This window comes from Salmonella sp. SAL04213 (genome assembly GCF_046550535.1).
Classification (GTDB): domain Bacteria; phylum Pseudomonadota; class Gammaproteobacteria; order Enterobacterales; family Enterobacteriaceae; genus Salmonella; species Salmonella enterica.
In genome coordinates this window covers 42,462-65,607 of sequence record NZ_JBGDXS010000011.1, presented here as the reverse complement: position 1 = coordinate 65,607, position 23,146 = coordinate 42,462, and the positions used below count along the sequence as shown (strand labels likewise).

Here is a 23,146-nt window from a genome sequence, read left to right as displayed (position 1 = left end):
GAGTCATCATGCACGTTGATCAAAACAAAATACTGGGATGCCTGGTTGGCGCCGCCGCCGCGGACGCGATGGGAGCCGCGACGGAAGTACGCACCCAGCAGCAGATAAAAGACTATTTTGGCGGCTGGGTGACGACCTTTCAAAAACCGCCTGCGGACACGTTTGGCCGCTGCAATGAAGCGGGGATGTGCACGGATGATTTTATTCAGGCGAAGTACATCATGGATGCGCTGCTGCGCCATCAACGCCAGGTCAGCGACGAGGCGATGCGCGAGGCTTTTCAGCAGTGGCTGGATTATCCTTTCTACGCCAACTTTACCGGTCCGACGACGCGTGCGGCAATGAAAGCGATATTTAATGATAATCGCGCCTCTTTGCAGGGCGAGCTGGAAGGCGAAAAACAATCGGTACAGATCATTAATAAGGGTAATGCCGAAGCCACCAACGGCGCGGCCATGAAGATTTGGCCAGCGGCGGTGCTGCATCCGGGTGATATTGACGCGGCGATTGACTGCGCACTGCAGATTTGCCGTTTTACGCATAATAACGTGCTGGCGATGTCCGGCGCAGCGGCGATGGCGGCGGCAACCAGCGAGGCGTTAAGAGCGCAGACCAACGCAGACAGCATTATTGCCGCCGGTATTTACGGCGCGCAAAGAGGCTATCTGCTGGCGCAGGAGCAAGGGGCGATGATGGTCGCCGGGCCTTCCGTTGCCCGACGCATTGAACTGGCCGTGGATATCGGTAAACGTCATCGCCATTGGGAAACGGCGATAGTGGATATTGCCGATATTATTGGCTCCGGGCTGCACGTGAGTGAAGCGGTGCCGGCGGCCTTTGGCCTGTTCGCGTGTTGTCCGAATTCTGCCGTAGATGCTATTATCTCCGGCGTTAATATCGGCAATGATACTGATACTGTCGCCACCATGGTTGGGGCGATTTCCGGCGCATTCCATGGCGTGGAGGCTTTTCCCGCCGATTATTTAACGACTTTGGATCGTATGAATCATTTCGATTTGGCAGAACTGGCCAGGCAAATCGCAGGGTAGCGACTTCACCCTGCCGGGGACGGTAAAACGTCCCCTGCTGGCGAAGACGTGAGGTGCGCAGCTTGCAGGTTGATAAAACGAGCTTTACTCCGCTTTATAAGCAACTATTTTTTATCATCTGTCAGCAGATCCAAAATGGATCCCTGCCTTTAGGCAGCCAGCTGCCGACGCAAAAAGAGATTGCCAGATCCTACAACGTCTCGCTGATTGTGGTTAAACAGGCCTGGAGCGAATTGATCAATGCGGGCATTATTTCGTCGCAGCGCGGGAGTGGTTCGGTGGTGTGCTCGGTACCGGAAGGCGTGAGCTACGGGCACACGTTTCGCGGTATTACCCGCGATCTCCAGGACGCCAGCGTGGCGATTGAGAACCGTATTCTGGAAATCGCGCCGCGCCGCGCGCGCGATGCCCAGGCAGATGGCTTGAGCCTGCCCGCACAGCATCACTATCTCTATATTTCGCGTATTCGTTGTCTGAATAACCGTCCGTTTAACCATGAAAAGATCTATCTCGATCTCAGCTTCTTTCCCGATCTGCAACTTACACCGCAGGCGCTGGAGCATACGTCGCTTTATTCGTTATTAAACGTCACAAGCGACTCGGCGATAGAAAAAGTTGAGGCGATTTTACCTTCCGCTGACCTGTGCGAAAAATTGCAAATCGCCGCCAATAAACCGCTGTTATCCGTCGCCAGACAGACGTTTCAGGCCGGGAAGGACAGCCCTTTTGAGTATTGCCGCTATTACGTGCTGTCTGAATACTTTGGTGAAATTCATTATCACTGATCTGTCCGCTTAATCCTGCGATAACCCCACTATATCTGGCGTTTACCTGCCTGACTGTCCGTCGTATTCTTGCTGAAAAAATCGTCAGGAGACAGGTATGTCGCTCTGGTTGCCCCATCCTCTGTTCCTTCCTTTCATCATGGTTGGCGTTACTATCCTTCTGTGGGCGACTTCGCTACTGCCGGAGTTTATGACCGCACTGCTATTTTTTGCTGCTGTGGTGGCGATGGGACCAGGGAAAGTTCCTGCGCGGGCGGGGATGCTGTGATGTATCGCGCTGGCGGTGATACGCCAAAGCGATGGCTCTTTTGTCCTGCTGGCGACCGAGCGTAATTTACTGATCTTCAATCGCGCTTCTGCCGAGGAAATTCAGGATCATCAGTGTGATATCTTGAACCAACAGGTCATCAAATGACAGCTTGATATTGCATTAACGAATGCCGTTTGGAGGCCGGACAAGGCTCTCGTGGCGCTATCCGGCAAAATCTGGCGATGGCGCGGGCGTTACCAGGCCGGTGGATCTGCGGGGTGGCTGTCATTTTCCAGATGCGGCGATTTAATAAACACGCCTTTCCAGGGTTTATCGCCGTTATTAATGAGATAATGCGCCTCCCCAGGTTCGCACTGTAAAACATCTCCAGTTTGCAGGATATGAGGTGTTCCTTCCAGATACAGGCACACTTCACCGCTTAGGGTATAAAAAATCTCACAAGCGGTATTATGGCGATGGTTAGGGAATGACTGCCCTGGTTGTAGTATGACGACGCCCATATCGCAGCCCGGCCCACGGATTAAGTATTTAGGGCCATTATCGCCAAAGCGGTATTCATGATTCTTCTCATTCGTTTTTTGCATGCTTATTCTCCTGTTACAGGCCTGGCGCTTTCCAGAGGGATGTCGTTAAGCCACCATCGACCAGCGCGCGTTGATCCTGATAAACGGCCTGCCATTTTTCTCTGGCCTGCTGGTAGACAGCGAAATTTTCAGGATTAGGTTTATGCTCCCGATCCCAGCGCACTAGCTTTTCTCCCGTTTCCGCCAGCGATGGCCAGATACCCACGCCAACGCCTGCGGCAATAGCGCACCCTAACGCGGTAGCTTCTTTGACGACAGGTACGTGAACGGTGAGTCCCGTAACGTCGGCAAGGATTTGGCTCCATAATTTGCCTTTAGATCCTCCGCCGGCAAAAACCAGCGAGTCGGCCTGTACGCCGGAAAACGCGGCAATTTGCTGTAAATTGCAGGCGGAAACAATGGCGGCATTCTCTTCCAGCGCGCGAAATAGGGTCGCTTTATTACACTTTTCAGGATCGATAGACAGATTGATAAACGACGGCGCGGCATGGTACCAGCGTTTAAAACGCATAACGTCAGAGAAGATGGGCATCACACCGTACGCGCCGGGAGGAACCCGGCTGGCCATATCTTCCAGCAGGGAATACGCATCAATACCTAACCTTTCAGCGATTAGTTTTTCCTCGGCGCAAAAGGCGTCGCGGAACCAACGCATCGTTAACCCAGTAAAAAAGCTAATAGACTCGGTTTGTACCATACCGGGGATCACATGAGGATTGATGCGAACGTTCATGTTTGGGTCGGTGACCGGCGCGGGAAGATTGACCACCTGTTGCCAGAAGGTTCCGCCCAGCACGGCCGTTTGCGCCGGGCGTACGACGCCCAGCCCCAGACAGCCTAACTGCACATCGCCGCCGCCAACGATGACCGGCGTACCCGCTTGCAGGTCGCACTGTTCAGCCGCTTTCTGTGAAATGTGACCGAGCAGCGTCCCGGTTTCTTTTACCGGCGAGAGAATGTCAGAACGCAGGCCCGCCATCTGTAACAGACTACGTTTCCAGTTGCGGGTCACCAGATCCAATAACCCCGTCGTGCCTGCGTTGGAGGGATCGACCGCCAGTTCGCCGCTGAGCATAAAGGCCATCCAGTCGCTGATCATAGTGACGGTTGACGCGCGATGATAAATATCCGGACGATGGTGGGCAAGCCAGAGCAGACGCGGAATAGCGCTGAGCGCCAGCGTTTGCCCGGAGCAACGATAAACTTCCTCCTCAAAGGTGTTATCGTGCAGCTCTTTTAATTCACTGACTTCGTGCGCCGCGCGGGCGTCAACATTAGCGCAGGCCCAAATTGGTTCGCCGTTACTGTCATAAATAACAATGCCTTCACGCATCGAGCAGGCCGATACGGCAGCGATAGCCGTTGCAGGAATGGCGGCTTTCTGTAGTGCCTGACGGATACACTGGCAAGCCAGTTGCCAGTTTTTGGCAAGATCAAACTCCATCGAACCAGGCACATCCGGCACGGCCAGATGCTGCCATTCCGCTTGACCGACAGCTATTTGCTTTCCTTGTAGATCAAAAATTACTGCTCTGACGCTACCGGTACCGGCGTCAAGAGCCATCAGGTAATGTCCTGATTCAGTATGGGTACAGAGTCGAGCCATTTTTTTATCCTCGGCTATTTTTACATCGTTACATAAAATCCTGTCAGTTATTGTTTATTGAATTGAGGTAAGTGTTATTTTATTTTTTATTTTTCAATAAGTTGAATTATTTTTCCTGCGGTTTTCTGATCGGTAACCAGCGCATTGATATAGTTACCGCGCATAGCGGCAATAATAGCTTCTGCTTTTTGTTCGCCGCCGGCGACGCCAATCACGGTTGGGATCGTGGAAAGTGAATTTAACTTCAGGCCAATTAATTCGTTATGGATTTTGATGTCTGGAATAATTTCGCCATGAGCATCAAAAAAATAGCCCAGAATATCGCCTACTGCGCCTTTGCGGCCAATCATGAGTTGTTCACCCTGAGTGATATAGCCGGATTTTAAGATACTGGCTTGATCTTTCTGGTTAATTGCCCCAATCCCCACGATGGCGGCATCGGCAGCTTGCGCTGTGAGCATCACATCCCGCACGCTATTTTCATTGCGCAGCGTGCAGGCAATTTCCTGCGATGATGCGCGCAGCGGCGCGGGCATAATACTTACGCTACAAGCGGCATCAAGCTGGCCTATTCCGGTCATATACGGCCCCACGCCGCCGGATAACGTGACCAGTCGGATTTGTTGCGCCGAGATAAATCCGCTGAGGCGTTTTAATGTGGTCATCGTGGCTTCGCCAAAGCCGACGGCCAGCAGTTGCTGTGGCCGCAGTGACTCCATCAACATATGGGCGGCGCCGATTCCTAAGCGCAGACCAATATCGGCATCGGGTAATGCCGGCAGCACGCGGATATTCTGCAATGCGAAGTGGTTGCGCAAGGCATTTTCATACTCAAGACACCCTTCGAAGCGGGAGTTGATTTGTACGCGAATAATACCGGACTGATGCCCTTTCTCCAGCAGACGAGAAACCTTCAGCCGGGTTAGCCCCAGACGCTCGCTGATTTCACTCTGCGTCAATCCATCGTGATAGTAGAACCAGGCAATACGCGCCACCTGCTCTTCTTCGCACATTCCATAATCAGATACCAACGTATTATCGCTCATTGTCATAACCTGGCTTTACTTTGAACATTTCTAAATCATTAACACAATTGTTCAGTTATCACTCCGAAATAACCGTGATTAACGCCACAAAAACGCGTCAAATCTGAACATTTATCATCTAAAAATTCATTTATTCAGAAAACGTGATCTGGATGAGAGTTTTTTGACCAAATAACTACTACCGTTTTGAACAATTTCTTTTTCAAAAAACATTTGTTCAGTCCCGTCAGTCAACATTGAGGGAGCGGAGGCAACATGCAAATCAGTCACAATACTGCATCCCCTCTGATTTGTGTGCAGAACATTTATAAAAGTTATTCCGGCGTCGAAGTACTAAAGGGAATTGACTTTACTCTGCATGCGGGAGAGGTGCACGCATTGCTTGGCGGCAATGGTGCGGGTAAATCAACATTAATGAAGATTATTGCCGGTATAGTCCCGCCAGATGGAGGGACTATCGATATTGCTGGTGTGCGTTGCAGTCATTTAACGCCTCTGAAGGCGCACCAGTATGGCATTTACCTGGTTCCCCAGGAGCCTCTGTTATTTCCGAGTTTATCTGTGCGGGAAAATATCTTGTTTGGCTTGCAGGGACGTCAGGCCTCCACGGAAAAAATGCAGCAGCTATTAAAGGCGATGGGATGCCAACTCGATCCGGCGAGCGCTGCGGGTACGCTTGATGTTGCAGACCGCCAGATCGTTGAAATTATGCGCGGCTTGATGCGCGACTCGCGAATCTTAATTCTTGATGAGCCCACGGCGTCGTTAACGCCAGCCGAAACTGACCGATTATTTACGCGTCTGCAAGAGTTGCTGAAAAAGGGTGTCGGAATTGTATTTATTTCTCATAAGCTACCAGAAATTAGACAGTTAGCTCACTGCGTTAGCGTGATGCGTGACGGTAAAATCGCATTATTCGGAAAAACGCATGACCTTTCTACCGACGAGATTATTCAAGCTATCACCCCGGCAACGCAGGGCGTCAGTCTTTCTGCGAATCAAAAGTTGTGGCTGGAATTGCCTGGCAGCCGCCCGCAGAACGAACGCGGCGCGACGGTATTAGCGCTGGAGTCACTGACGGGCGAAGGTTTTATGAATATCAACCTTGAGGTGCGGGCAGGCGAAATCCTTGGTCTGGCCGGGTTGGTCGGCGCGGGACGCACAGAACTGGCTGAAACGCTGTACGGTATTAGACCGGTCAATGCGGGGCGGATGCTGTTCAATGGTGAAGAAATTAACGCCCTGACAACCCAACAGCGGTTGCAGCTCGGCCTGGTCTATTTGCCGGAAGATCGGCAGTCATCCGGGCTGTATCTTGACGCTTCCCTGGCATGGAATGTCTGTTCGCTGACCCACAACCAAAAAGGATTTTGGATAAAGCCCCAGCGGGATAACGCCACCCTTGAACGTTACCACCGCGCGTTAAATATCAAACTCAATAATGCCGAACAGGCGGCGCGTACTTTATCCGGCGGTAACCAGCAAAAAGTATTGATTGCCAAATGCCTGGAGGCCTCTCCGCAATTACTGATTGTCGATGAACCGACCCGCGGTGTCGATGTCTCCGCCCGCAGCGATATTTATCAGCTGTTGCGCAGTATCGCGCAACAAAATGTCGCGGTGCTGTTTATTTCCTCCGATCTGGAAGAGATAGAGCAGATGGCCGATCGCGTATATGTCATGCACCAGGGGGAACTGGGGGGGCCTGCGTTATGCGGCGAGGAAATTAACGTTGATACCATCATGCACGTTGCGTTTGGCGAACATGGTGCGTCGGAGGCAACATGTTGAAATTCATCCAAAATAACCGGGAAGCGACGGCACTGCTGGCAATAGTCTGTTTATTCGTGTTTCCTGGCGCGCTGGATAGCCAGTATTTGAGCGTGCAAACGCTGACAATGGTTTTCAGTAGCGCGCAAATTTTGATGCTGTTGGCGATTGGCGCGACGATGGTAATGCTCACCCGCAATATTGATGTATCGGTGGGCTCGACGACAGGCATGTGCGCGGTATTGCTGGGAGTGATGTTAAACGCCGGCTATAGCCTGCCGGTCGCCTGCCTGGCCACACTAATATTAGGAATTTTCGCCGGATTTTTTAATGGCGTACTGGTTGCCTGGTTGAAGATACCCGCCATTGTCGCCACGCTGGGAACGCTGGGCTTGTATCGTGGGATCATGCTGCTATGGACAGGGGGGAAATGGATTGAAGGATTACCCGCAGGCTTAAAGCAACTCTCTGCTCCGGTGTTTCTGGGAATTTCCGCAATCGGCTGGTTTACCCTGGTGTTAGCGCTGCTTATGGCCTGGCTCCTGGCGAAAACCGCCTTTGGCCGCAATTTTTACGCCACCGGCGATAACCTGCAGGGCGCCCGGCAATTGGGTGTCCGTACCGAGATGGTACGCATCATGGCATTTTCACTTAATGGCGGTATGGCGGCATTGGCTGGAATCGTGTTTTCCTCGCAGATTGGCTTCATTCCCAATCAAACCGGCACGGGGCTGGAAATGAAAGCCATCGCGGCCTGCGTATTGGGGGGAATTAGCCTGTTAGGCGGGTCAGGCACGGTCATCGGCGCTATTCTCGGCGCTTATTTTCTTACGCAAATCGATAGTGTGTTAGTGCTGCTGCGTATCCCTGCCTGGTGGAACGATTTTATTGCCGGCCTGGTATTGTTGGGCGTACTGGTATTCGATGGGCGGCTGCGTTGCGCATTACAACGCAATCTGCGCCGCCAGAAATATGCCCGTTTTATATCACCACCCACTCCACTACAGGCGGAAGCAAAAACGCACGCACAACAGAATAAAAACAAAGAGGTGGCATGATGAATCCATGGCGACGCTATAGCTGGGAAATTGCGCTGGCAGCCTTATTGATCTTTGAAATTCTGGCTTTCGGTCTGATTAATCCACGTTTATTAGATATTAATGTCTTACTTTTTAGCACTAGCGATTTTATTTGTATCGGTATTGTCGCTTTGCCGCTAACAATGGTTATTGTCAGCGGTGGTATGGATATTTCATTTGGTTCTACAATCGGGCTATGCGCGATTACCCTGGGTGTGCTTTTTCAGCTCGGTATGCCGCTACCTTTAGCGATTATTATTACCCTACTACTTGGCGCAATATGTGGGCTGATAAATGCCGGACTTATTATTTATACCGGCGTAAACCCGTTAGTGATTACCCTGGGAACCATGTATTTATTTGGTGGTAGCGCATTATTGTTATCTGGTATGGCTGGCGCCACAGGTTATGAAGGTATTGGTGGATTTCCCACAGCGTTCACTGACTTTGCCAATATTTCATTTCTTGGTATTCCTATGCCGCTTATTTTTTTTCTTGTGTGCTGTCTGTTTTTCTGGCTGCTCATGCATCGCACGCATATGGGACGCAACGTTTTCCTGATTGGCCAGAGCGCCCGTGTCGCGCAGTACAGCGCGATCCCGGTGAATCGCACGTTGTATACCGTGTATGCCATGACCGGATGCGCCTCCGCTATCGCCGCCGTATTACTGGTTTCTTACTTTGGCTCCGCACGTTCGGATCTGGGCGCCTCTTTCCTGATGCCGGCCATTACGGCGGTTGTGCTGGGAGGCGCCAATATTTATGGCGGCTCCGGGTCGATTATGGGGTCCGCGTTGGCGGCGCTGCTGGTGGGATTTTTACAGCAGGGGCTACAGATGGCCGGAGTGCCGAATCAAATTTCCAGCGCATTGTCCGGTGCGCTTCTCATTGTTGTTGTCGTTGGTCGTTCCGTCAGTTTGCATCGTCACCAAATCCTTGAATGGTACTCACGCCGTCGCAATGCGCATCAGGCATGATTTCCTTTTGAAATTTATGGAGAAAAAAATGGCAAGACACAGCATTAAAATGATCGCCTTACTCACTGCGTTTGGTCTGGCATCTGCGGCAATGACCGTGCAGGCGGCAGAGCGGATTGCTTTTATTCCCAAACTGGTTGGCGTGGGCTTTTTTACCAGCGGCGGCAATGGCGCGCAGGAAGCGGGAAAAGCGCTGGGCATTGACGTAACTTACGATGGCCCTACAGAGCCCAGCGTCTCAGGCCAGGTTCAACTGGTGAATAACTTTGTCAATCAGGGGTATGACGCCATTATCGTTTCTGCCGTTTCGCCTGATGGCCTGTGCCCGGCGTTGAAGCGGGCAATGCAAAGAGGCGTGAAAATATTAACCTGGGATTCCGATACCAAGCCGGAGTGCCGTTCTTACTATATCAATCAAGGGACGCCAAAACAGCTCGGCAGCATGCTGGTAGAGATGGCCGCTCATCAGGTGGACAAAGAGAAAGCGAAAGTCGCTTTCTTCTATTCCAGCCCAACGGTGACCGACCAGAACCAGTGGGTGAAAGAAGCTAAAGCCAAAATTAGCCAGGAACATCCGGGGTGGGAGATAGTCACTACCCAGTTTGGCTATAACGATGCCACGAAATCGCTCCAGACGGCGGAAGGTATCATCAAAGCGTATCCCGATCTGGATGCCATCATCGCGCCTGACGCTAACGCTTTACCTGCTGCTGCACAGGCGGCGGAGAACCTTAAACGCAATAATCTCGCGATTGTTGGTTTTAGTACGCCGAATGTAATGCGCCCTTATGTTCAGCGCGGCACTGTTAAAGAGTTTGGCCTGTGGGATGTCGTCCAACAGGGAAAAATTTCCGTATATGTCGCCAACGCGTTGCTGAAAAATATGCCAATGAATGTCGGTGACTCACTGGATATTCCCGGTATCGGCAAAGTCACCGTTTCACCTAATAGTGAGCAGGGATATCACTATGAGGCAAAAGGTAACGGCATTGTGTTATTGCCGGAGCGTGTCATTTTCAACAAAGACAATATCGACAAATATGATTTCTGATAACTGTTATGTATCGACGGAGTAAAGAATGGCTGATTTAGATGATATTAAAGATGGCAAAGATTTTCACACCGATAAACCACAAACTAACACTTTGTTCACATTAAAAGGCTGTGGCGCGCTGGATTGGGGAATGCAGTCCAGACTGGCGAGGATTTTTAATCCCAAGACCAGAAAAACGGTCATGCTGGCCTTTGATCATGGATATTTCCAGGGGCCGACAACCGGACTTGAGCGTATTGATATCAATATTGCGCCGCTCTTTGAATATGCTGATGTCTTAATGTGTACTCGCGGCATATTACGCAGTGTGGTACCTCCGGCAATCAATAAACCAGTCGTTTTACGCGCGTCCGGGGCGAATTCTATTCTCACTGAATTAAGCAATGAGGCGGTTGCGGTGGCGATGGATGACGCTGTGCGGTTGAATAGCTGTGCTGCTGCCGCACAGGTTTATATTGGTAGTGAGCATGAACATCAGTCGATTAAAAATATTATTCAACTGATTGATGCCGGGTTACGCGTCGGGATGCCAATAATGGCAGTGACCGGGGTGGGTAAAGATATGGCTCGCGACCAGCGTTATTTTTCACTGGCAACGCGTATCGCTGCGGAAATGGGGGCGCAAATTATCAAAACGTATTATGTCGATAAAGGTTTTGAGCGTATTGCGGCAGGTTGTCCGGTGCCGATTGTCATCGCCGGCGGTAAAAAACTGCCTGAACGTGAAGCATTGGAAATGTGCTATCAGGCGATTGACCAGGGGGCTTCTGGCGTAGATATGGGGCGTAATATATTCCAGTCAGAAGATCCGGTAGCCATGATTAAAGCGGTACATGCTGTCGTTCATCATAACGAAACAGCAGAGCGTGCTTATGAGCTGTTTTTGAGTGAGAAAGGTTAAATGAGATCGCTTCCCCATCTTTTACCGATGCGAGGAGATGGGGATGACTGTTATTTTATTTGGAATAATCAGGGGGTTAATGATGCACGTTACGCTGGTTGAAATTAACGTTCATGATGACAAGGTTGAACAATTTATCGATGTTTTTCGGCAAAATCATCTGGGCTCAATTAAAGAGCCGGGTAACTTGCGTTTTGATGTTCTGCAGGATCCGCAGGTGCCTACGCGATTTTATATTTATGAAGCCTACGTTGATGAACAGGCCGTCGCTTTTCACAAGACAACGCCACACTACAAAACTTGCGTGGAGCAGCTTGAACCGTTGATGACCGGTCCGCGGACAAAAAAAGTTTTTATGGGTTTGATGCCTTAAGGAGCGCTCATGAACAGCCAGTTTGCCGGATTAACGCGCGAAGCATGTGTGGCATTGTTAGCGTCATATCCGCTTAGTGTGGGTATTCTGGCAGGGCAGTGGATTGCGTTGCATCGCTATCTGCAACAGTTGGAAGCGCTAAACCAGCCGCTGTTGCATTTGGATTTGATGGATGGTCAATTTTGCCCGCAGTTTACCGTTGGGCCATGGGCAGTTGGGCAACTGCCGCAAACCTTTATCAAAGATGTTCATTTGATGGTAGCGGATCAATGGACGGCGGCGCAAGCCTGCGTGAAGGCGGGCGCACACTGCATCACGCTTCAGGCTGAAGGCGATATTCATCTGCATCATACGCTAAGCTGGCTTGGTCAGCAGACCGTGCCCGTTATCGGCGGTGAAATGCCGGTGATCCGGGGGATTAGTTTATGCCCGGCAACGCCTCTGGATGTCATTATCCCCATTCTGAGCGACGTTGAGGTTATTCAACTACTGGCAGTGAACCCTGGATACGGCAGTAAAATGCGCTCCAGTGATTTGCATGAGCGCGTGGCACAGCTTCTCTGTCTACTTGGTGATAAACGCGAAGGTAAAATTATCGTTATTGATGGGTCGTTAACGCAGGATCAATTGCCTTCGTTGATTGCACAGGGCATCGATCGTGTTGTTTCTGGTAGTGCGTTATTTCGTGATGATCGGCTGGCTGAGAATACGCGGAGCTGGAGGGCGATGTTTAAGGTTGCCGGGGATACTACTTTCTTACCCTCCACAGCATAAATGCCGGATGGCGGTTTTACCTTATCAGGCCAACATAAGCACTCGGCTGGTAGGCCTGATAAGCGCAGCGCCATCAGACATTGATTGGCAATTAAGCCTGTTTAGCAGCTTCTGCTGCTTTCACGATCACGGCGAAGGCGTCAGCTTTCAGAGAAGCGCCGCCTACCAGTGCGCCGTCGATGTCCGGCTGCGCGAACAGTTCGGCTGCGTTGGACGCATTAACAGAACCGCCGTACTGGATAATGACCTGTTCAGCGATTTTTGCGTCAGCTTTAGCAATGTGGTCACGGATGAATTTGTGAACTGCCTGCGCCTGCGCAGGAGTTGCAGATTTACCGGTACCGATCGCCCATACGGGTTCGTAAGCGATAACCGCGCCTTCAAAGGCTGCCGCGCCCTGCGTTTTCAGTACCGCGTCGATCTGGCGTGCGCATACTTCTTCTGTTTTGCCCGCTTCGTTTTCCGCTTCGGTTTCACCGATGCACAGTACCGGCGTCAGACCTTGTTCTTTCAGTACGGCGAATTTTTTGGCGATCAGCTCGTCAGATTCTTTGTGATAAGTACGACGCTCGGAGTGGCCGATAATAATGTACTGCGCGCCGATATCCTTCAGCATTTCAGCCGAAGTTTCACCGGTGAATGCGCCAGACAGATTCAGATCAACGTTCTGCGCGCCCAGCATGATGTGGCTGCCGGCAGCAGCGCGTTTCGCCAGATCGATATACATTTCCGGCGGAGCGATTGCCACGTCGCAGCCTGCTACGCCCGTCAGTTCTTTACGTAGGTTAGCCACCAGTTCGTTTACCATGTGGCGGCTGCCGTTCAGTTTCCAGTTACCCATCACTAAAGGATGTCGCATTTCATTTCTCCACGCTTAGTCAGCGAATTAAGGAAGATGGCCGCTCGTCAGAGCAGCATGGTCTGTGAAACAGTATAGAGATTCATCCCCGGAAAGGCTTTGCTTTTTGTCATCAATTCGCCCCTTCCAGATTTTCAGATAACGCCAGCTTAATCGGTTCAACCGCGAAGGTCAGCCCCTTTTCGCCGTTATCTGCGACAACATAACGTACCGCGCCTTCGGTCTCGGCGTAATAGTGTTTACCTTTACCGGCGATAAGCATCTTTTGCAGTTTTTTCTGGCTTTGCTCTTTTGTCAGCAACGGGGCGACAGTGCGAATAATGGCGGCCATATATTCCAGCGCTTTCGCTTTCGCCGCTTTCTGTTCCGGCCCCTGAATGGGCAGCCAGGTAATCTGCATACTTTTCACTTTGAGCGTACCGCGCTCCAGCGCCGTGGAGGCATACAGATTTTCGTTAATCTTACTGGCGGCGCGGGTCAGATTCGCCTTATCGCGGCTATTCTCAATGGCGCGAAATTCATTGAGCGGCAGATCGGGATTCTGGCGGTTAAAGTTCTCACGAAACTGGCTAATAGAAAGATCAAAGGTTGGCGAGCCCGCCAGCAGATAGGGCGCTGTCGTGGTCGATGAAGAGAGCTGCGCGTGCGCCGTTATGCTGGCGGTGAGAGCAGAAAACAACAGTAAAAACAGAGTACATCCTGGCTTCATCAATCTTACCTTTCGTTAGGACTGCTCACGATTAAAACGATAACTGTCGGGCTTGTCAAAAGGGTAAACTGTAGCGGAAGGCAAAATATAAGGAACTTACATGACCATACAGCAATGGTTATTCTCATTTAAAGGGCGTATCGGACGCCGTGATTTCTGGATTTGGATCGGCCTCTGGTTTGCCGGGATGCTGGCGCTATTTTCGCTGGCGGGGAAAAATCTGCTTGATATCCAAACGGCGGCATTTTGCCTGGTGTGCCTGCTGTGGCCGACCGCCGCCGTCATGGTCAAACGTCTGCATGACCGGGGGCGATCCGGCGCGTGGGCGTTGCTGATGATTCTGGCGTGGATGCTGCTGGCCGGAAACTGGGTGATGCTGCCGGGGATGTGGCAGTGGGTCGTCGGGCGATTTATTCCGACGCTGATCCTGGTGATGATGCTTATCGATCTGGGCGCGTTTGTCGGTGTTCAGGGGGAAAATAAGTTTGGGAAAGCGACACAGGACGTGAAGTTTAAAGCAGAACCGTAAACGGGCGGTAAACCGTAATTTGCCCGGTGGCGCAGACGCTTACCGGGCCCACAGATTGGTGATGATTTGCAGGCCGGATAAGCCCTAGCCGCCATTCGGTAAAACATCACCAGTAATGTTCAGCCGTCATATGCCCCGGTCGGCGGCGCAGATGTTTAGTCATCTGTCGGGTCTCTTTCAGCAGTTGCTGCGTATCGCGCACCATCTGCGGGTTCCCGCACAGCATGACGTGGCTGGTCTCTTTATCCATCGGTAATCCAACGGCTTTTTCCAGCTCGCCGTTTTCAATGAGCGCTGGCACGCGTCCGGTAAGCGAGCCTGGCACGCTCTCCCGGCTGACCACCGTTTGGATGCGCAGCTTGCCTTCATAACGCTGTTGCAGTTCCAGCATTAGCGGCAGATAGCTTAAATCGGCGGCGAAGCGTGCGGCGTGGACCAAGACCAGATTTTTAAAGCGCGCGACATCCTGGCCATATTGCAGAATAGACAAATACGGGCCAATAGCGGTTCCGGTTGCCAGCATCCATAGCGTCTCGCAGTCAGGCACTTCATCCAGTACAAAGAAACCCGACGCGTCGCTGACCACTTGCACCTCATCGCCAGGTTTTAGCGCCGCCAGCCGCGGGCTGAGCTTTCCTTGCGGCACCGTCACCAGATAAAACTCTAAATTCGGATTGTCAGGCGCATTCACATAGGAATACGCGCGCTGAACGCGCTCGCCATCGATCTCCAGTCCGAGTTTGGTAAATTGGCCTGCAGTAAAAGGATTAATGGGGGCGTGAACGGTCAGGCTGAACAGTGCGTCAGTCCAGTTTTGCACCTTAGTGACTTTACCTGTTACCCAATCGGCCATGGTTTTCTCCTGTTCTGAATCGCTAACCTTATCTTCGTTCGTCAGGAGAAAGATTTCCAGCCCCGCGAGGCTGGAAGGCTCTAACTAACAAATGCGCTAGAGGATATGCGCCTGCACATCCGGATCTTTACGATCAAGATAGTGGATCGACTGAATGCGGCGGATGGTGCGTGATTTGCCGCGGATCAGCAGCGTTTCCGTCGTGGCAATATGGCCTTTCCGGCTAATTCCTTCCAGTAGATCGCCTTTCGTGATGCCGGTCGCGGAGAAAATAACGTTATCGCTACGCGCCATGTCGCCCAGGCATAACGCCTTGCCCGCTTCAATGCCCATTGCTTTGCAGCGCGCCAGTTCCTGTTCGCCAATGCGGCGGTTTTCTTCGCTGTCGCCTTTCACGTCATGGCGCGCCAGCAGACGCCCCTGCATATCGCCGTCCAGCGCGCGGATCACCGCTGCGGATACCACGCCTTCTGGTGCGCCGCCAATCCCGTACAGCACGTCGACTTCGCTATCCGGCATACAGGTCAGAATGGAGGCCGCGACGTCGCCGTCAGGAATGGCAAACACGCGTACGCCCAGTTTGGCCATCTCTGCGATGACCTCGTCATGACGCGGTTTTGCCAGAATGGTCACGGTTAGATCGCCAAGCGGTTTACCCAGCGCATCCGCGATGTTGCGCAGGTTATCCGCCAGCGGCAGATTGAGATCGATCGCCCCTTTGGCGCCCGGACCGACAATCAGTTTTTCCATATACATATCGGGCGCATTCAGGAAGCAGCCTTTATCGCCGACCGCCAGCACCGCCAGCGCGTTCGCCTGACCCATCGCCGTCATGCGCGTGCCCTCAATCGGATCGACGGCGATATCTACCGCATCGCCGTGGCCGGTACCGACTTTCTCGCCGATATAGAGCATCGGGGCCTCGTCGATTTCGCCTTCGCCAATCACGATGGTGCCGTCAATGTTGACCTGGTTGAGCATGATACGCATGGCGTTGACTGCCGCGCCGTCCGCGGTATTTTTATCGCCGCGTCCCAGCCATTTGTAGCCAGCCAGCGCCGCCGCTTCGGTCACACGGGAAAATTCGATGGCAAGTTCTCGTCTCATAACAAACTCGTAGCAAAAAGGAGTGGCGCGCAGTGTAGCACAGGGGAAGGAGGGAATAATTGATGTGTGTGCGGAGTTGCCCCCGCACAAAGATTTTGCCGGATGGCGACCTTACTTGTCGTGATCTTCCCACGCCATTGCGCGTTTAACCGCTTTCTTCCAGCCGCTATAACGGTAGTTACGCTCGGTGGTTTCAATGCCGGGGCGGAATTCTCGCTCGATGACGGCTTTTTCCTGCAGCTCGTCCAGGTTCTGCCAGTAACCGACGGCCAGACCAGCCAGATAGGCGGCGCCCAGCGCGGTCACTTCGCGCACTTCCGGGCGTTCCACCCGCGTGCCGAGAATATCTGACTGGAACTGCATCAGGAAGTTGTTGGCTACTGCGCCGCCGTCCACACGCAGAGCGTGCAGGCGGATGCCGGAGTCGGCCTGCATCGCTTCCAGTACGTCGCGGGTCTGGTAAGCGATGGATTCGAGCGTCGCGCGGATAATGTGATTAGAGTTCACGCCGCGAGTCAGGCCAAAAATGGCGCCGCGGGCATACGGATCCCAGTACGGCGCGCCCAGACCGGTGAAGGCCGGAACCACGTAGACACCGTTGGTATCTTTCACTTTCGTGGCGAAATATTCGGAGTCGAACGCGTCGCTGATGAGCTTCATTTCATCACGCAGCCATTGAATGGACGCTCCCGCCATAAACACCGCACCTTCCAGCGCATAGTTGACTTCGCCGCTTGGGCCGCAGGCGATGGTGGTCAGCAGGCCGTTTTCCGATTTTACCGCTTTCTCGCCGGTGTTCATCAGCATAAAGCAGCCGGTGCCGTAGGTATTCTTTGCCATTCCTTCCTTTACGCACAGTTGACCGAATAGCGCGGCCTGCTGATCCCCGGCAATCCCGGCGATAGGAATACGTGTACCGCCTTTACCGCCAATATTGGTCTGGCCGTAGACTTCGGAGGACTTACGTACCTGGGGCAGCATCGCGCGTGGGATATCCAGCACGTCCAGCATCTTATCGTCCCAGTCCAAATCATGGATGTTGAATAGCATGGTTCGTGAGGCGTTGGTGTAATCCGTAACGTGGACGCGGCCCTGCGTCATCTTCCAGATAAGCCAGGTATCCACCGTACCGAACAGCAGCTCGCCACGCTTCGCGCGTTCGCGCGAACCTTCCACATGGTCAAGGATCCATTTCACTTTAGTGCCAGAGAAGTACGGGTCGACGACCAGACCGGTATTGTCGCGGATGTAATCTTCCAGGCCGTCGCGTTTAAGCTGTTCGCAAATATCGGCGGTACGACGGCACTGCCAGACAATAGCGTTGTATATCGGTTTGCCGGTTTCACGTTCCCAGACGATCGCGGTTTCACGTTGGTTGGTGATACCGATAGCGGCAATCTGATCGGAACTGATATCGGCCTTAGCCAGCACTTCTACCAGCGTTGAGCTTTGGGACGCCCAAATTTCCATCGGGTCGTGTTCTACCCAGCCTGGCTTAGGATAAATTTGCTCAAATTCACGCTGTGATACGCTGACGATATTCGCGTCATGATCCATAACGACCGCGCGGGAGCTGGTGGTACCCTGGTCGAGCGCAACGATATATTTTTTTTCAGTCATAATTTTGTCCCGTAATCAGATTACAGCGAAGCATTTTGTTGTGTGGTCGCGGTGGAGTCCTTCTCTTCCACGACGCAGGTATCGCACGGCAAATGACGGCCAATAAATTTGCGATAAGCAAACGCGCCCAGAATGGCGCCGACGATGGGGCCAAACAGCGGCACCAGGAAGTAAGGAATGTCTCTACCGCCGGTAAACGCAATTTCACCCCAGCCGGCAAGCCCGGCGAACATTTTGGGGCCAAAGTCACGCGCCGGATTCATCGCAAACCCGGTCAACGGCCCCATAGAGGCACCGATAACGGCGATCAGTAAACCAATGAGCAGTGGCGCAAGCGGACCGCGAGGTACGCCGTTTCCGTCGTCGGTCAGCGCCAGAATCAGCCCCATCAGAATAGCGGTAATCACCATTTCAACCGCGAAGGCCTGCACAAAATTGATATGAGGATTCGGGTAAGTTGAGAAAATGCCTGCGAGATCGAGACTTTCAACGCTGCCACGGACGATATGGTGGGTTTGTTCGAAGTCCACAAAAAGATTGTAATAAAGCCCGTAAACTAACGCCGCTGCGCAAAAGGCGCCGGCAACTTGAGAAATAATAAAAGGAACAACTTTACGTTTGTCGAAACAGGCAAATAGCCAGAGTGCGATGGTCACTGCCGGGTTCAGGTGTGCGCCAGAAACACCTGCCGTCAGGTAGATAGCCATCGCTACCCCCAGACCCCAGATGACGCTGATTTCCCACTGTCCAAAAGTAGCTCCGGCAACTTTAAGCGCAGCGACACAACCCACACCGAAAAAAATCAACAACCCGGTACCGAGGAATTCAGCAATGCACTGGCCTTTTAAGGTTGATGTTTGACTCATAATCGGATCCTGAAGAGTATGTAATGATTATTGGTATGCGAGGAAGTCATGGACATCCACGATGCCCTGTAGGCACACTGTTAATTTATCGTTAACGAGCAAAAACGAGAAATATCGAAATCAAAATGTGTGTACTGCGTCAATAAAATGAGCGTTATCGCGCCATGAGGCGCATTTTGAGACAGCAGAAGAGAGTGAATTGAATCATTTCATTAACCAATATGTTAACACTTTTAAGTTATTGAATGAATGTTACCAGGAGATGGATGAAAATTGCTGCAAACCGCGATCTACGCGGTATGTCGCTGGACAGCGAGAGCGGGGCTTCATACAATCGACACTATATATTGTGCGCGTTTACGTGAAGCGTCGCCTTGCAATTCAGGAGAGGTAAGATCATGTCTTTAGAAGTGTTTGAGAAACTGGAAGCAAAAGTACAGCAGGCGATTGACACCATCACCCTGTTACAGATGGAAATTGAAGAGCTGAAAGAAAAGAACAACAGCCTGACGCAGGAAGTGCAGTCTGCACAGCATCAGCGTGAAGAACTCGAGCGTGAAAATAATTCTCTGAAGGAACAGCAGAGCGGCTGGCAGGAACGTTTGCAGGCGCTGCTTGGTCGTATGGAAGAAGTCTAATCCTCGTCATATTTCACGTTATGGCGGCGTTGGCTGCGTGCGTTCACCCCAGTCACATAGTGGCCTATGCTCCTGGGGATTCACTTACTTGCCGCCTTGCCCTGACGCGAAATCTATAGAGGATTTAGAATGCGGACACCGGTGGGCCGAATAAGGCGTAAGCTGCCATCCGGCAATCAGCGACAACGCATAAAAAAGGCGCCTTACGGCGCCTTTTTTGATCACTCGATATCAAGCGGGTCTTCGGAAAGGATAATCCCGGTGTTGTCGGCATAGAGATGATCGCCGGAGAAGAACGTCACGCCGCCGAAATTGACGCGCACATCGCTTTCCCCAATGCCTTCACCTGCGGCGCCAACCGGAATGGCGGCGATCGCCTGGATGCCGATATCCAGCTCTTCCAGATCGTCCACCTGACGCACCGCGCCATAGATAACCAGCCCTTCCCATTCATTTTGCGTGGCCAGACGCGCCAGCTCCGCATCGACTAATGCACGACGGACAGAACCGCCGCCATCGACCAGCAGAACCCGACCACGGCCATTTTGTTCGAGCAGATCGTACAGCAACCCGTTGTCCTCGAAACATTTTACCGTGATGATTTGTCCGCCAAACGACGACCGCCCTCCAAAATTAGAGAACAGCGGTTCCACGACGTTGACATCTTCCTGATAGATGTCACAAAGCTCGGAAGTATCGTATTTCATAGGCTTAACGTTCAGTTGCTGCGAGAATTTTTAGTATATCGCGCTAAGTATACTGTTGGCAAAATCATCAATTGTTAATTGATATTTGTCAGTTAAACGGCCCACTGACTTAAGAGTATCCCAATCACAAATAACAGGTTGGTTAACAACGCGCCTTTAACGGTACGTTCAAGCATCGGGCGCATTGCCGCAGGCTCCCTTTCGCGCATTACGTAGCGCGCTTGTTTAATGAGCAAGGGCGCGGCCAGAATAAACAACCATCCCCACGGACTGTGTAGCGAGAGCAGATTAAACAGCGCCAGACAGAGCAGCGCGCCTAGCAACAGGCAGGCGTGATAACGACGCGCGTTGACATCGCCCAGTCGTACTACAAGGGTGTTTTTGCCGTTCTCTCTGTCGCTATTAATATCGCGCAGGTTATTAATATTCAGCACCGCCGTCGCCAGTAAACCGCAGGCGGTGGCCGGGAGAATCAGCGCCGGAATCAGCGTATGCGCCTGGAGATACCAGCTCCCCATGACACTTAGCCAGCCAAAGAATACCAGGACAGAGATATCACCCAGCCCGATATAACCGTAGGGCCGATTACCCACGGTGTAGGTGATGGCGGCGATAATCGACAGCCCGCCCAAAATCAGGAAGCCGACAAAATCGGTTAACGTATGGCACGCGACCGCCACCAGCGCCAGTCCGGAGATACAGATCAGCACGACGGTAATGATTAACGCCCGCTTCATCTCCTGCCGGGTGATGACGCCTTTTTGCATCCCCCGCAGCGGCCCGATGCGATCCGGTTTATCGCTGCCTTTGACAGCGTCGCCATAATCGTTGGCGAGGTTGGATAAAATTTGCAGCAGCCCGGCGGTGATAAGGGCCAGCAGCGCGACCAGAGGATCGAAATAGCCTTGCCACCATGCCAGGGCCGTACCGACGATAATCGCTGCGAAGGCGAGGGGTAAGGTTTTGGGTCGTAAGCTTTCCAGCCAGGCTTGGGTGCGGCTAATTTGTTGTTGTTCAGTCATATTTAGCGCCAATAAAAATGGGGCTTTTCAGCCCCATCAACAGTGATGAAAATGCATTGGACGCGATTATAAGATAAAACGGCTTAGATCTTCATCTGCGACCAGCGCATCCAGATGTTTGCTCACATATTCCGCATCAATTGTGATGTTTTGGCCGTGCAGATCGCTGGCGTTATAGGAAATTTCTTCCATCAGACGCTCCAGTACGGTATGCAGACGGCGCGCGCCGATGTTTTCGGTGGTTTCGTTAACCTGCCAGGCGGCTTCGGCAATACGTTTAATACCGGAATCGGTGAACTCGATATTGACGCCTTCAGTTGCCATCAGCGCTTTATACTGCACGGTGACGGAGGCGTTTGGCTCGGTCAAAATGCGTTCGAAATCGCTGGTGGTCAGCGCCTGAAGTTCAACGCGAATCGGCAGGCGGCCCTGCAGTTCCGGGATCAGATCAGACGGCTTCGCCACCTGGAACGCGCCAGAGGCGATAAACAGAATATGATCCGTTTTGACCATCCCGTGTTTGGTCGAAACCGTGCAGCCTTCTACCAGCGGCAGTAAGTCGCGCTGTACGCCTTCGCGTGAAACATCCGGGCCGGAGGTTTCGCCACGCTTACAAATTTTGTCAATTTCATCGATAAACACGATGCCGTGCTGTTCAACCGCGTCGATAGCGTCCTGTTTCAGCTCTTCCGGGTTGACCAGCTTAGCAGCCTCTTCTTCAACCAACAGTTTCATCGCGTCTTTAATTTTCAGCTTACGCGGTTTCTGTTTCTGACCGCCCAGGTTCTGGAACATAGACTGCAACTGGCTGGTCATCTCTTCCATGCCCGGAGGCGCCATAATCTCTACGCCCATCGGCGCGGCGGCGAGGTTAATCTCGATCTCTTTATCGTCGAGCTGGCCTTCGCGCAGTTTTTTGCGGAACGTTTGACGGGCGGCAGAAGGCTCCTGCTGCTGTTCGGCCTGGCCCCAGTTATTTTTTGCGGGTGGGATCAGTACGTCGAGAATACGTTCTTCCGCCAACTCTTCCGCACGATAGCGGTTTTTCTCGATAGCCTGTACGCGAACCATTTTCACCGCGGCATCGGTCAGATCGCGGATGATAGAGTCCACTTCTTTCCCGACATAGCCCACTTCGGTGAATTTGGTGGCTTCGACTTTAATGAACGGCGCGTTGGCGAGTTTTGCCAGACGACGGGCGATTTCGGTTTTACCGACGCCGGTCGGGCCAATCATCAGAATATTTTTCGGCGTTACTTCGTGGCGCAGCTCTTCATCAAGCTGCATACGACGCCAGCGGTTACGCAATGCAATTGCCACGGAACGCTTTGCGTTATCCTGGCCGATAATGTGTTTGTTCAGTTCGCTGACAATTTCGCGTGGGGTCATTTCAGACATGAGAGGTCCTTACGCTTTGGCGGTCAATTCTTCAATGGTGTGGAAATGGTTGGTGTAAATGCAGATATCGCCTGCAATATCCAACGCCTTTTCAGCAATTTCGCGCGCGCCGAGCTCGGTATTTTCCAACAGAGCGCGAGCGGCAGCCTGGGCATAAGGACCGCCGGAGCCGATAGCAATTAAATCGTTTTCAGGTTGCACGACATCGCCGTTACCCGTGATGATGAGCGAGGCGGTTTCATCCGCGACGGCCAGCAACGCTTCCAGTTTGCGTAGCATACGGTCGGTACGCCAGTCTTTCGCCAGTTCAACGGCGGCTTTGACCAGGTGCCCCTGATGCATTTCCAGTTTACGTTCAAACAGCTCGAACAGCGTGAATGCATCCGCAGTACCGCCCGCAAAGCCCGCAATGACCTTGTCGTTGTAGAGGCGGCGGACTTTCTTCACGTTGCCTTTCATTACTGTGTTACCCAGTGTGGCCTGACCATCACCGGCGATTACCACGTGGCCGTTACGGCGTACGCTTACTATTGTTGTCACGAGCAGACCCCTTGGTTACTAATGCTGAA

General features: G+C 52.3%; 24 protein-coding genes and 2 pseudogenes. 13 read left to right on the top strand and 13 right to left on the bottom strand.

The window, feature by feature from the left end; all coding sequences use genetic code 11:
• Positions 1–8 precede the first annotated feature (8 nt).
• From ACLJPQ_RS19920 to ACLJPQ_RS19905, 4 genes and pseudogenes are all read left to right on the top strand, one after another.
• Complete coding sequence (locus tag ACLJPQ_RS19920; RefSeq protein WP_080185078.1) at positions 9–1,049, top strand: ADP-ribosylglycohydrolase family protein; 1,041 nt, start codon at positions 9–11, stop codon at positions 1,047–1,049.
• A 62-nt stretch (positions 1,050–1,111) separates the two neighbouring features.
• Positions 1,112–1,834 (top strand): GntR family transcriptional regulator, encoded by a 723-nt coding sequence (locus tag ACLJPQ_RS19915; RefSeq protein ID WP_001528882.1) that lies wholly within the window; start codon positions 1,112–1,114, stop codon positions 1,832–1,834.
• Positions 1,835–1,931: 97 nt separating this feature from the next.
• Positions 1,932–2,057 (top strand): annotated as a pseudogene (locus tag ACLJPQ_RS19910) (hypothetical protein); the annotation flags it as partial.
• A gap of 51 nt (positions 2,058–2,108) precedes the next feature.
• Positions 2,109–2,249, top strand: a pseudogene (locus ACLJPQ_RS19905) (CDP-diacylglycerol diphosphatase); the annotation flags it as partial.
• Between the two features lie 89 nt (positions 2,250–2,338).
• On the opposite strand, the gene ACLJPQ_RS19900 reads toward ACLJPQ_RS19905, so the two are convergent.
• The 3 genes from ACLJPQ_RS19900 to lsrR form a co-directional block, all read right to left on the bottom strand.
• Positions 2,339–2,689 (bottom strand): cupin domain-containing protein, encoded by a 351-nt coding sequence (locus ACLJPQ_RS19900; RefSeq protein WP_001173080.1) that lies wholly within the window; start codon positions 2,687–2,689, stop codon positions 2,339–2,341.
• A gap of 13 nt (positions 2,690–2,702) precedes the next feature.
• Positions 2,703–4,295 carry an autoinducer-2 kinase gene (gene lsrK, locus ACLJPQ_RS19895; RefSeq protein WP_000113084.1) on the bottom strand — a complete coding sequence of 531 codons (1,593 nt, stop codon included), beginning with the start codon at positions 4,293–4,295 and terminating at the stop codon, positions 2,703–2,705.
• Between the two features lie 86 nt (positions 4,296–4,381).
• Positions 4,382–5,341: a transcriptional regulator LsrR gene (lsrR, locus tag ACLJPQ_RS19890; protein ID WP_001283049.1), complete on the bottom strand. Its 960-nt coding sequence runs from the start codon at positions 5,339–5,341 to the stop codon at positions 4,382–4,384.
• Between the two features lie 255 nt (positions 5,342–5,596).
• Between lsrR and lsrA the strand changes: the two genes are divergently transcribed.
• The 7 genes from lsrA (at position 5,597) to ACLJPQ_RS19855 (ending at position 12,269) form a co-directional block, all read left to right on the top strand.
• Positions 5,597–7,132: an autoinducer 2 ABC transporter ATP-binding protein LsrA gene (gene lsrA / locus ACLJPQ_RS19885; protein ID WP_001167248.1), complete on the top strand. Its 1,536-nt coding sequence runs from the start codon at positions 5,597–5,599 to the stop codon at positions 7,130–7,132.
• A complete protein-coding gene (gene lsrC, locus ACLJPQ_RS19880; protein ID WP_080185079.1) occupies positions 7,126–8,169 on the top strand; it encodes an autoinducer 2 ABC transporter permease LsrC in 1,044 nt (347 codons plus the stop codon). The genes lsrA and lsrC overlap by 7 nt, the downstream gene beginning before the upstream one ends.
• The gene (gene lsrD / locus ACLJPQ_RS19875; RefSeq protein ID WP_000981826.1) at positions 8,166–9,167 is read left to right on the top strand and encodes an autoinducer 2 ABC transporter permease LsrD; all 1,002 of its coding nucleotides are present in this window, start codon (positions 8,166–8,168) and stop codon (positions 9,165–9,167) included. The genes lsrC and lsrD overlap by 4 nt, the downstream gene beginning before the upstream one ends.
• A 28-nt stretch (positions 9,168–9,195) precedes the next feature.
• Positions 9,196–10,218, top strand: a complete 1,023-nt coding sequence (gene lsrB / locus ACLJPQ_RS19870) for an autoinducer 2 ABC transporter substrate-binding protein LsrB (protein WP_000090737.1) — start codon at positions 9,196–9,198, stop codon at positions 10,216–10,218.
• 28 nt (positions 10,219–10,246) lie between these two features.
• The gene (gene lsrF, locus ACLJPQ_RS19865) at positions 10,247–11,122 is read left to right on the top strand and encodes a 3-hydroxy-5-phosphonooxypentane-2,4-dione thiolase (protein ID WP_023137066.1); all 876 of its coding nucleotides are present in this window, start codon (positions 10,247–10,249) and stop codon (positions 11,120–11,122) included.
• Positions 11,123–11,204: 82 nt separating this feature from the next.
• Positions 11,205–11,495, top strand: coding sequence for a (4S)-4-hydroxy-5-phosphonooxypentane-2,3-dione isomerase (lsrG, locus tag ACLJPQ_RS19860; RefSeq protein WP_001543603.1), 291 nt, complete (start codon positions 11,205–11,207; stop codon positions 11,493–11,495).
• A gap of 9 nt (positions 11,496–11,504) precedes the next feature.
• The gene (locus ACLJPQ_RS19855) at positions 11,505–12,269 is read left to right on the top strand and encodes an epimerase (protein WP_001088047.1); all 765 of its coding nucleotides are present in this window, start codon (positions 11,505–11,507) and stop codon (positions 12,267–12,269) included.
• Between the two features lie 91 nt (positions 12,270–12,360).
• On the opposite strand, the gene tpiA is transcribed toward ACLJPQ_RS19855, so the two are convergent.
• Entirely contained in the window at positions 12,361–13,128 is a 768-nt protein-coding gene (tpiA, locus tag ACLJPQ_RS19850) for a triose-phosphate isomerase (RefSeq protein WP_001216339.1), read from the bottom strand.
• A 112-nt stretch (positions 13,129–13,240) separates the two neighbouring features.
• Positions 13,241–13,837, bottom strand: coding sequence for a YiiQ family protein (locus ACLJPQ_RS19845; protein WP_000802241.1), 597 nt, complete (start codon positions 13,835–13,837; stop codon positions 13,241–13,243).
• A 100-nt stretch (positions 13,838–13,937) separates the two neighbouring features.
• On the opposite strand from ACLJPQ_RS19845, the gene ACLJPQ_RS19840 reads away from it, so the two are divergent.
• Positions 13,938–14,366: a DUF805 domain-containing protein gene (locus tag ACLJPQ_RS19840; RefSeq protein WP_000155237.1), complete on the top strand. Its 429-nt coding sequence runs from the start codon at positions 13,938–13,940 to the stop codon at positions 14,364–14,366.
• A 106-nt stretch (positions 14,367–14,472) separates the two neighbouring features.
• On the opposite strand, the gene fpr is transcribed toward ACLJPQ_RS19840, so the two are convergent.
• From fpr to ACLJPQ_RS19820, 4 genes are all read right to left on the bottom strand, one after another.
• Positions 14,473–15,219 (bottom strand): ferredoxin--NADP(+) reductase, encoded by a 747-nt coding sequence (gene fpr / locus ACLJPQ_RS19835; RefSeq protein WP_000796303.1) that lies wholly within the window; start codon positions 15,217–15,219, stop codon positions 14,473–14,475.
• 96 nt (positions 15,220–15,315) lie between these two features.
• Complete coding sequence (gene glpX / locus ACLJPQ_RS19830; RefSeq protein ID WP_001250624.1) at positions 15,316–16,326, bottom strand: class II fructose-bisphosphatase; 1,011 nt, start codon at positions 16,324–16,326, stop codon at positions 15,316–15,318.
• A gap of 111 nt (positions 16,327–16,437) precedes the next feature.
• Entirely contained in the window at positions 16,438–17,946 is a 1,509-nt protein-coding gene (glpK, locus tag ACLJPQ_RS19825; RefSeq protein ID WP_000136808.1) for a glycerol kinase GlpK, read from the bottom strand.
• Between the two features lie 20 nt (positions 17,947–17,966).
• Entirely contained in the window at positions 17,967–18,812 is an 846-nt protein-coding gene (locus ACLJPQ_RS19820) for an MIP/aquaporin family protein (RefSeq protein WP_000084285.1), read from the bottom strand.
• 398 nt (positions 18,813–19,210) lie between these two features.
• On the opposite strand from ACLJPQ_RS19820, the gene zapB reads away from it, so the two are divergent.
• Positions 19,211–19,450 (top strand): septal ring assembly protein ZapB, encoded by a 240-nt coding sequence (gene zapB / locus ACLJPQ_RS19815; RefSeq protein ID WP_000051370.1) that lies wholly within the window; start codon positions 19,211–19,213, stop codon positions 19,448–19,450.
• 221 nt (positions 19,451–19,671) lie between these two features.
• On the opposite strand, the gene rraA is transcribed toward zapB, so the two are convergent.
• The 4 genes from rraA to hslV form a co-directional block, all read right to left on the bottom strand.
• The gene (rraA, locus tag ACLJPQ_RS19810; protein WP_000872918.1) at positions 19,672–20,157 is read right to left on the bottom strand and encodes a ribonuclease E activity regulator RraA; all 486 of its coding nucleotides are present in this window, start codon (positions 20,155–20,157) and stop codon (positions 19,672–19,674) included.
• A 92-nt stretch (positions 20,158–20,249) separates the two neighbouring features.
• Complete coding sequence (gene menA, locus ACLJPQ_RS19805) at positions 20,250–21,179, bottom strand: 1,4-dihydroxy-2-naphthoate polyprenyltransferase (protein WP_000139639.1); 930 nt, start codon at positions 21,177–21,179, stop codon at positions 20,250–20,252.
• A 66-nt stretch (positions 21,180–21,245) separates the two neighbouring features.
• Entirely contained in the window at positions 21,246–22,577 is a 1,332-nt protein-coding gene (gene hslU, locus ACLJPQ_RS19800; protein WP_001293360.1) for an HslU--HslV peptidase ATPase subunit, read from the bottom strand.
• 9 nt (positions 22,578–22,586) lie between these two features.
• Positions 22,587–23,117: an ATP-dependent protease subunit HslV gene (gene hslV, locus ACLJPQ_RS19795; RefSeq protein ID WP_000208240.1), complete on the bottom strand. Its 531-nt coding sequence runs from the start codon at positions 23,115–23,117 to the stop codon at positions 22,587–22,589.
• Between the last annotated feature and the right edge of the window lie 29 nt (positions 23,118–23,146).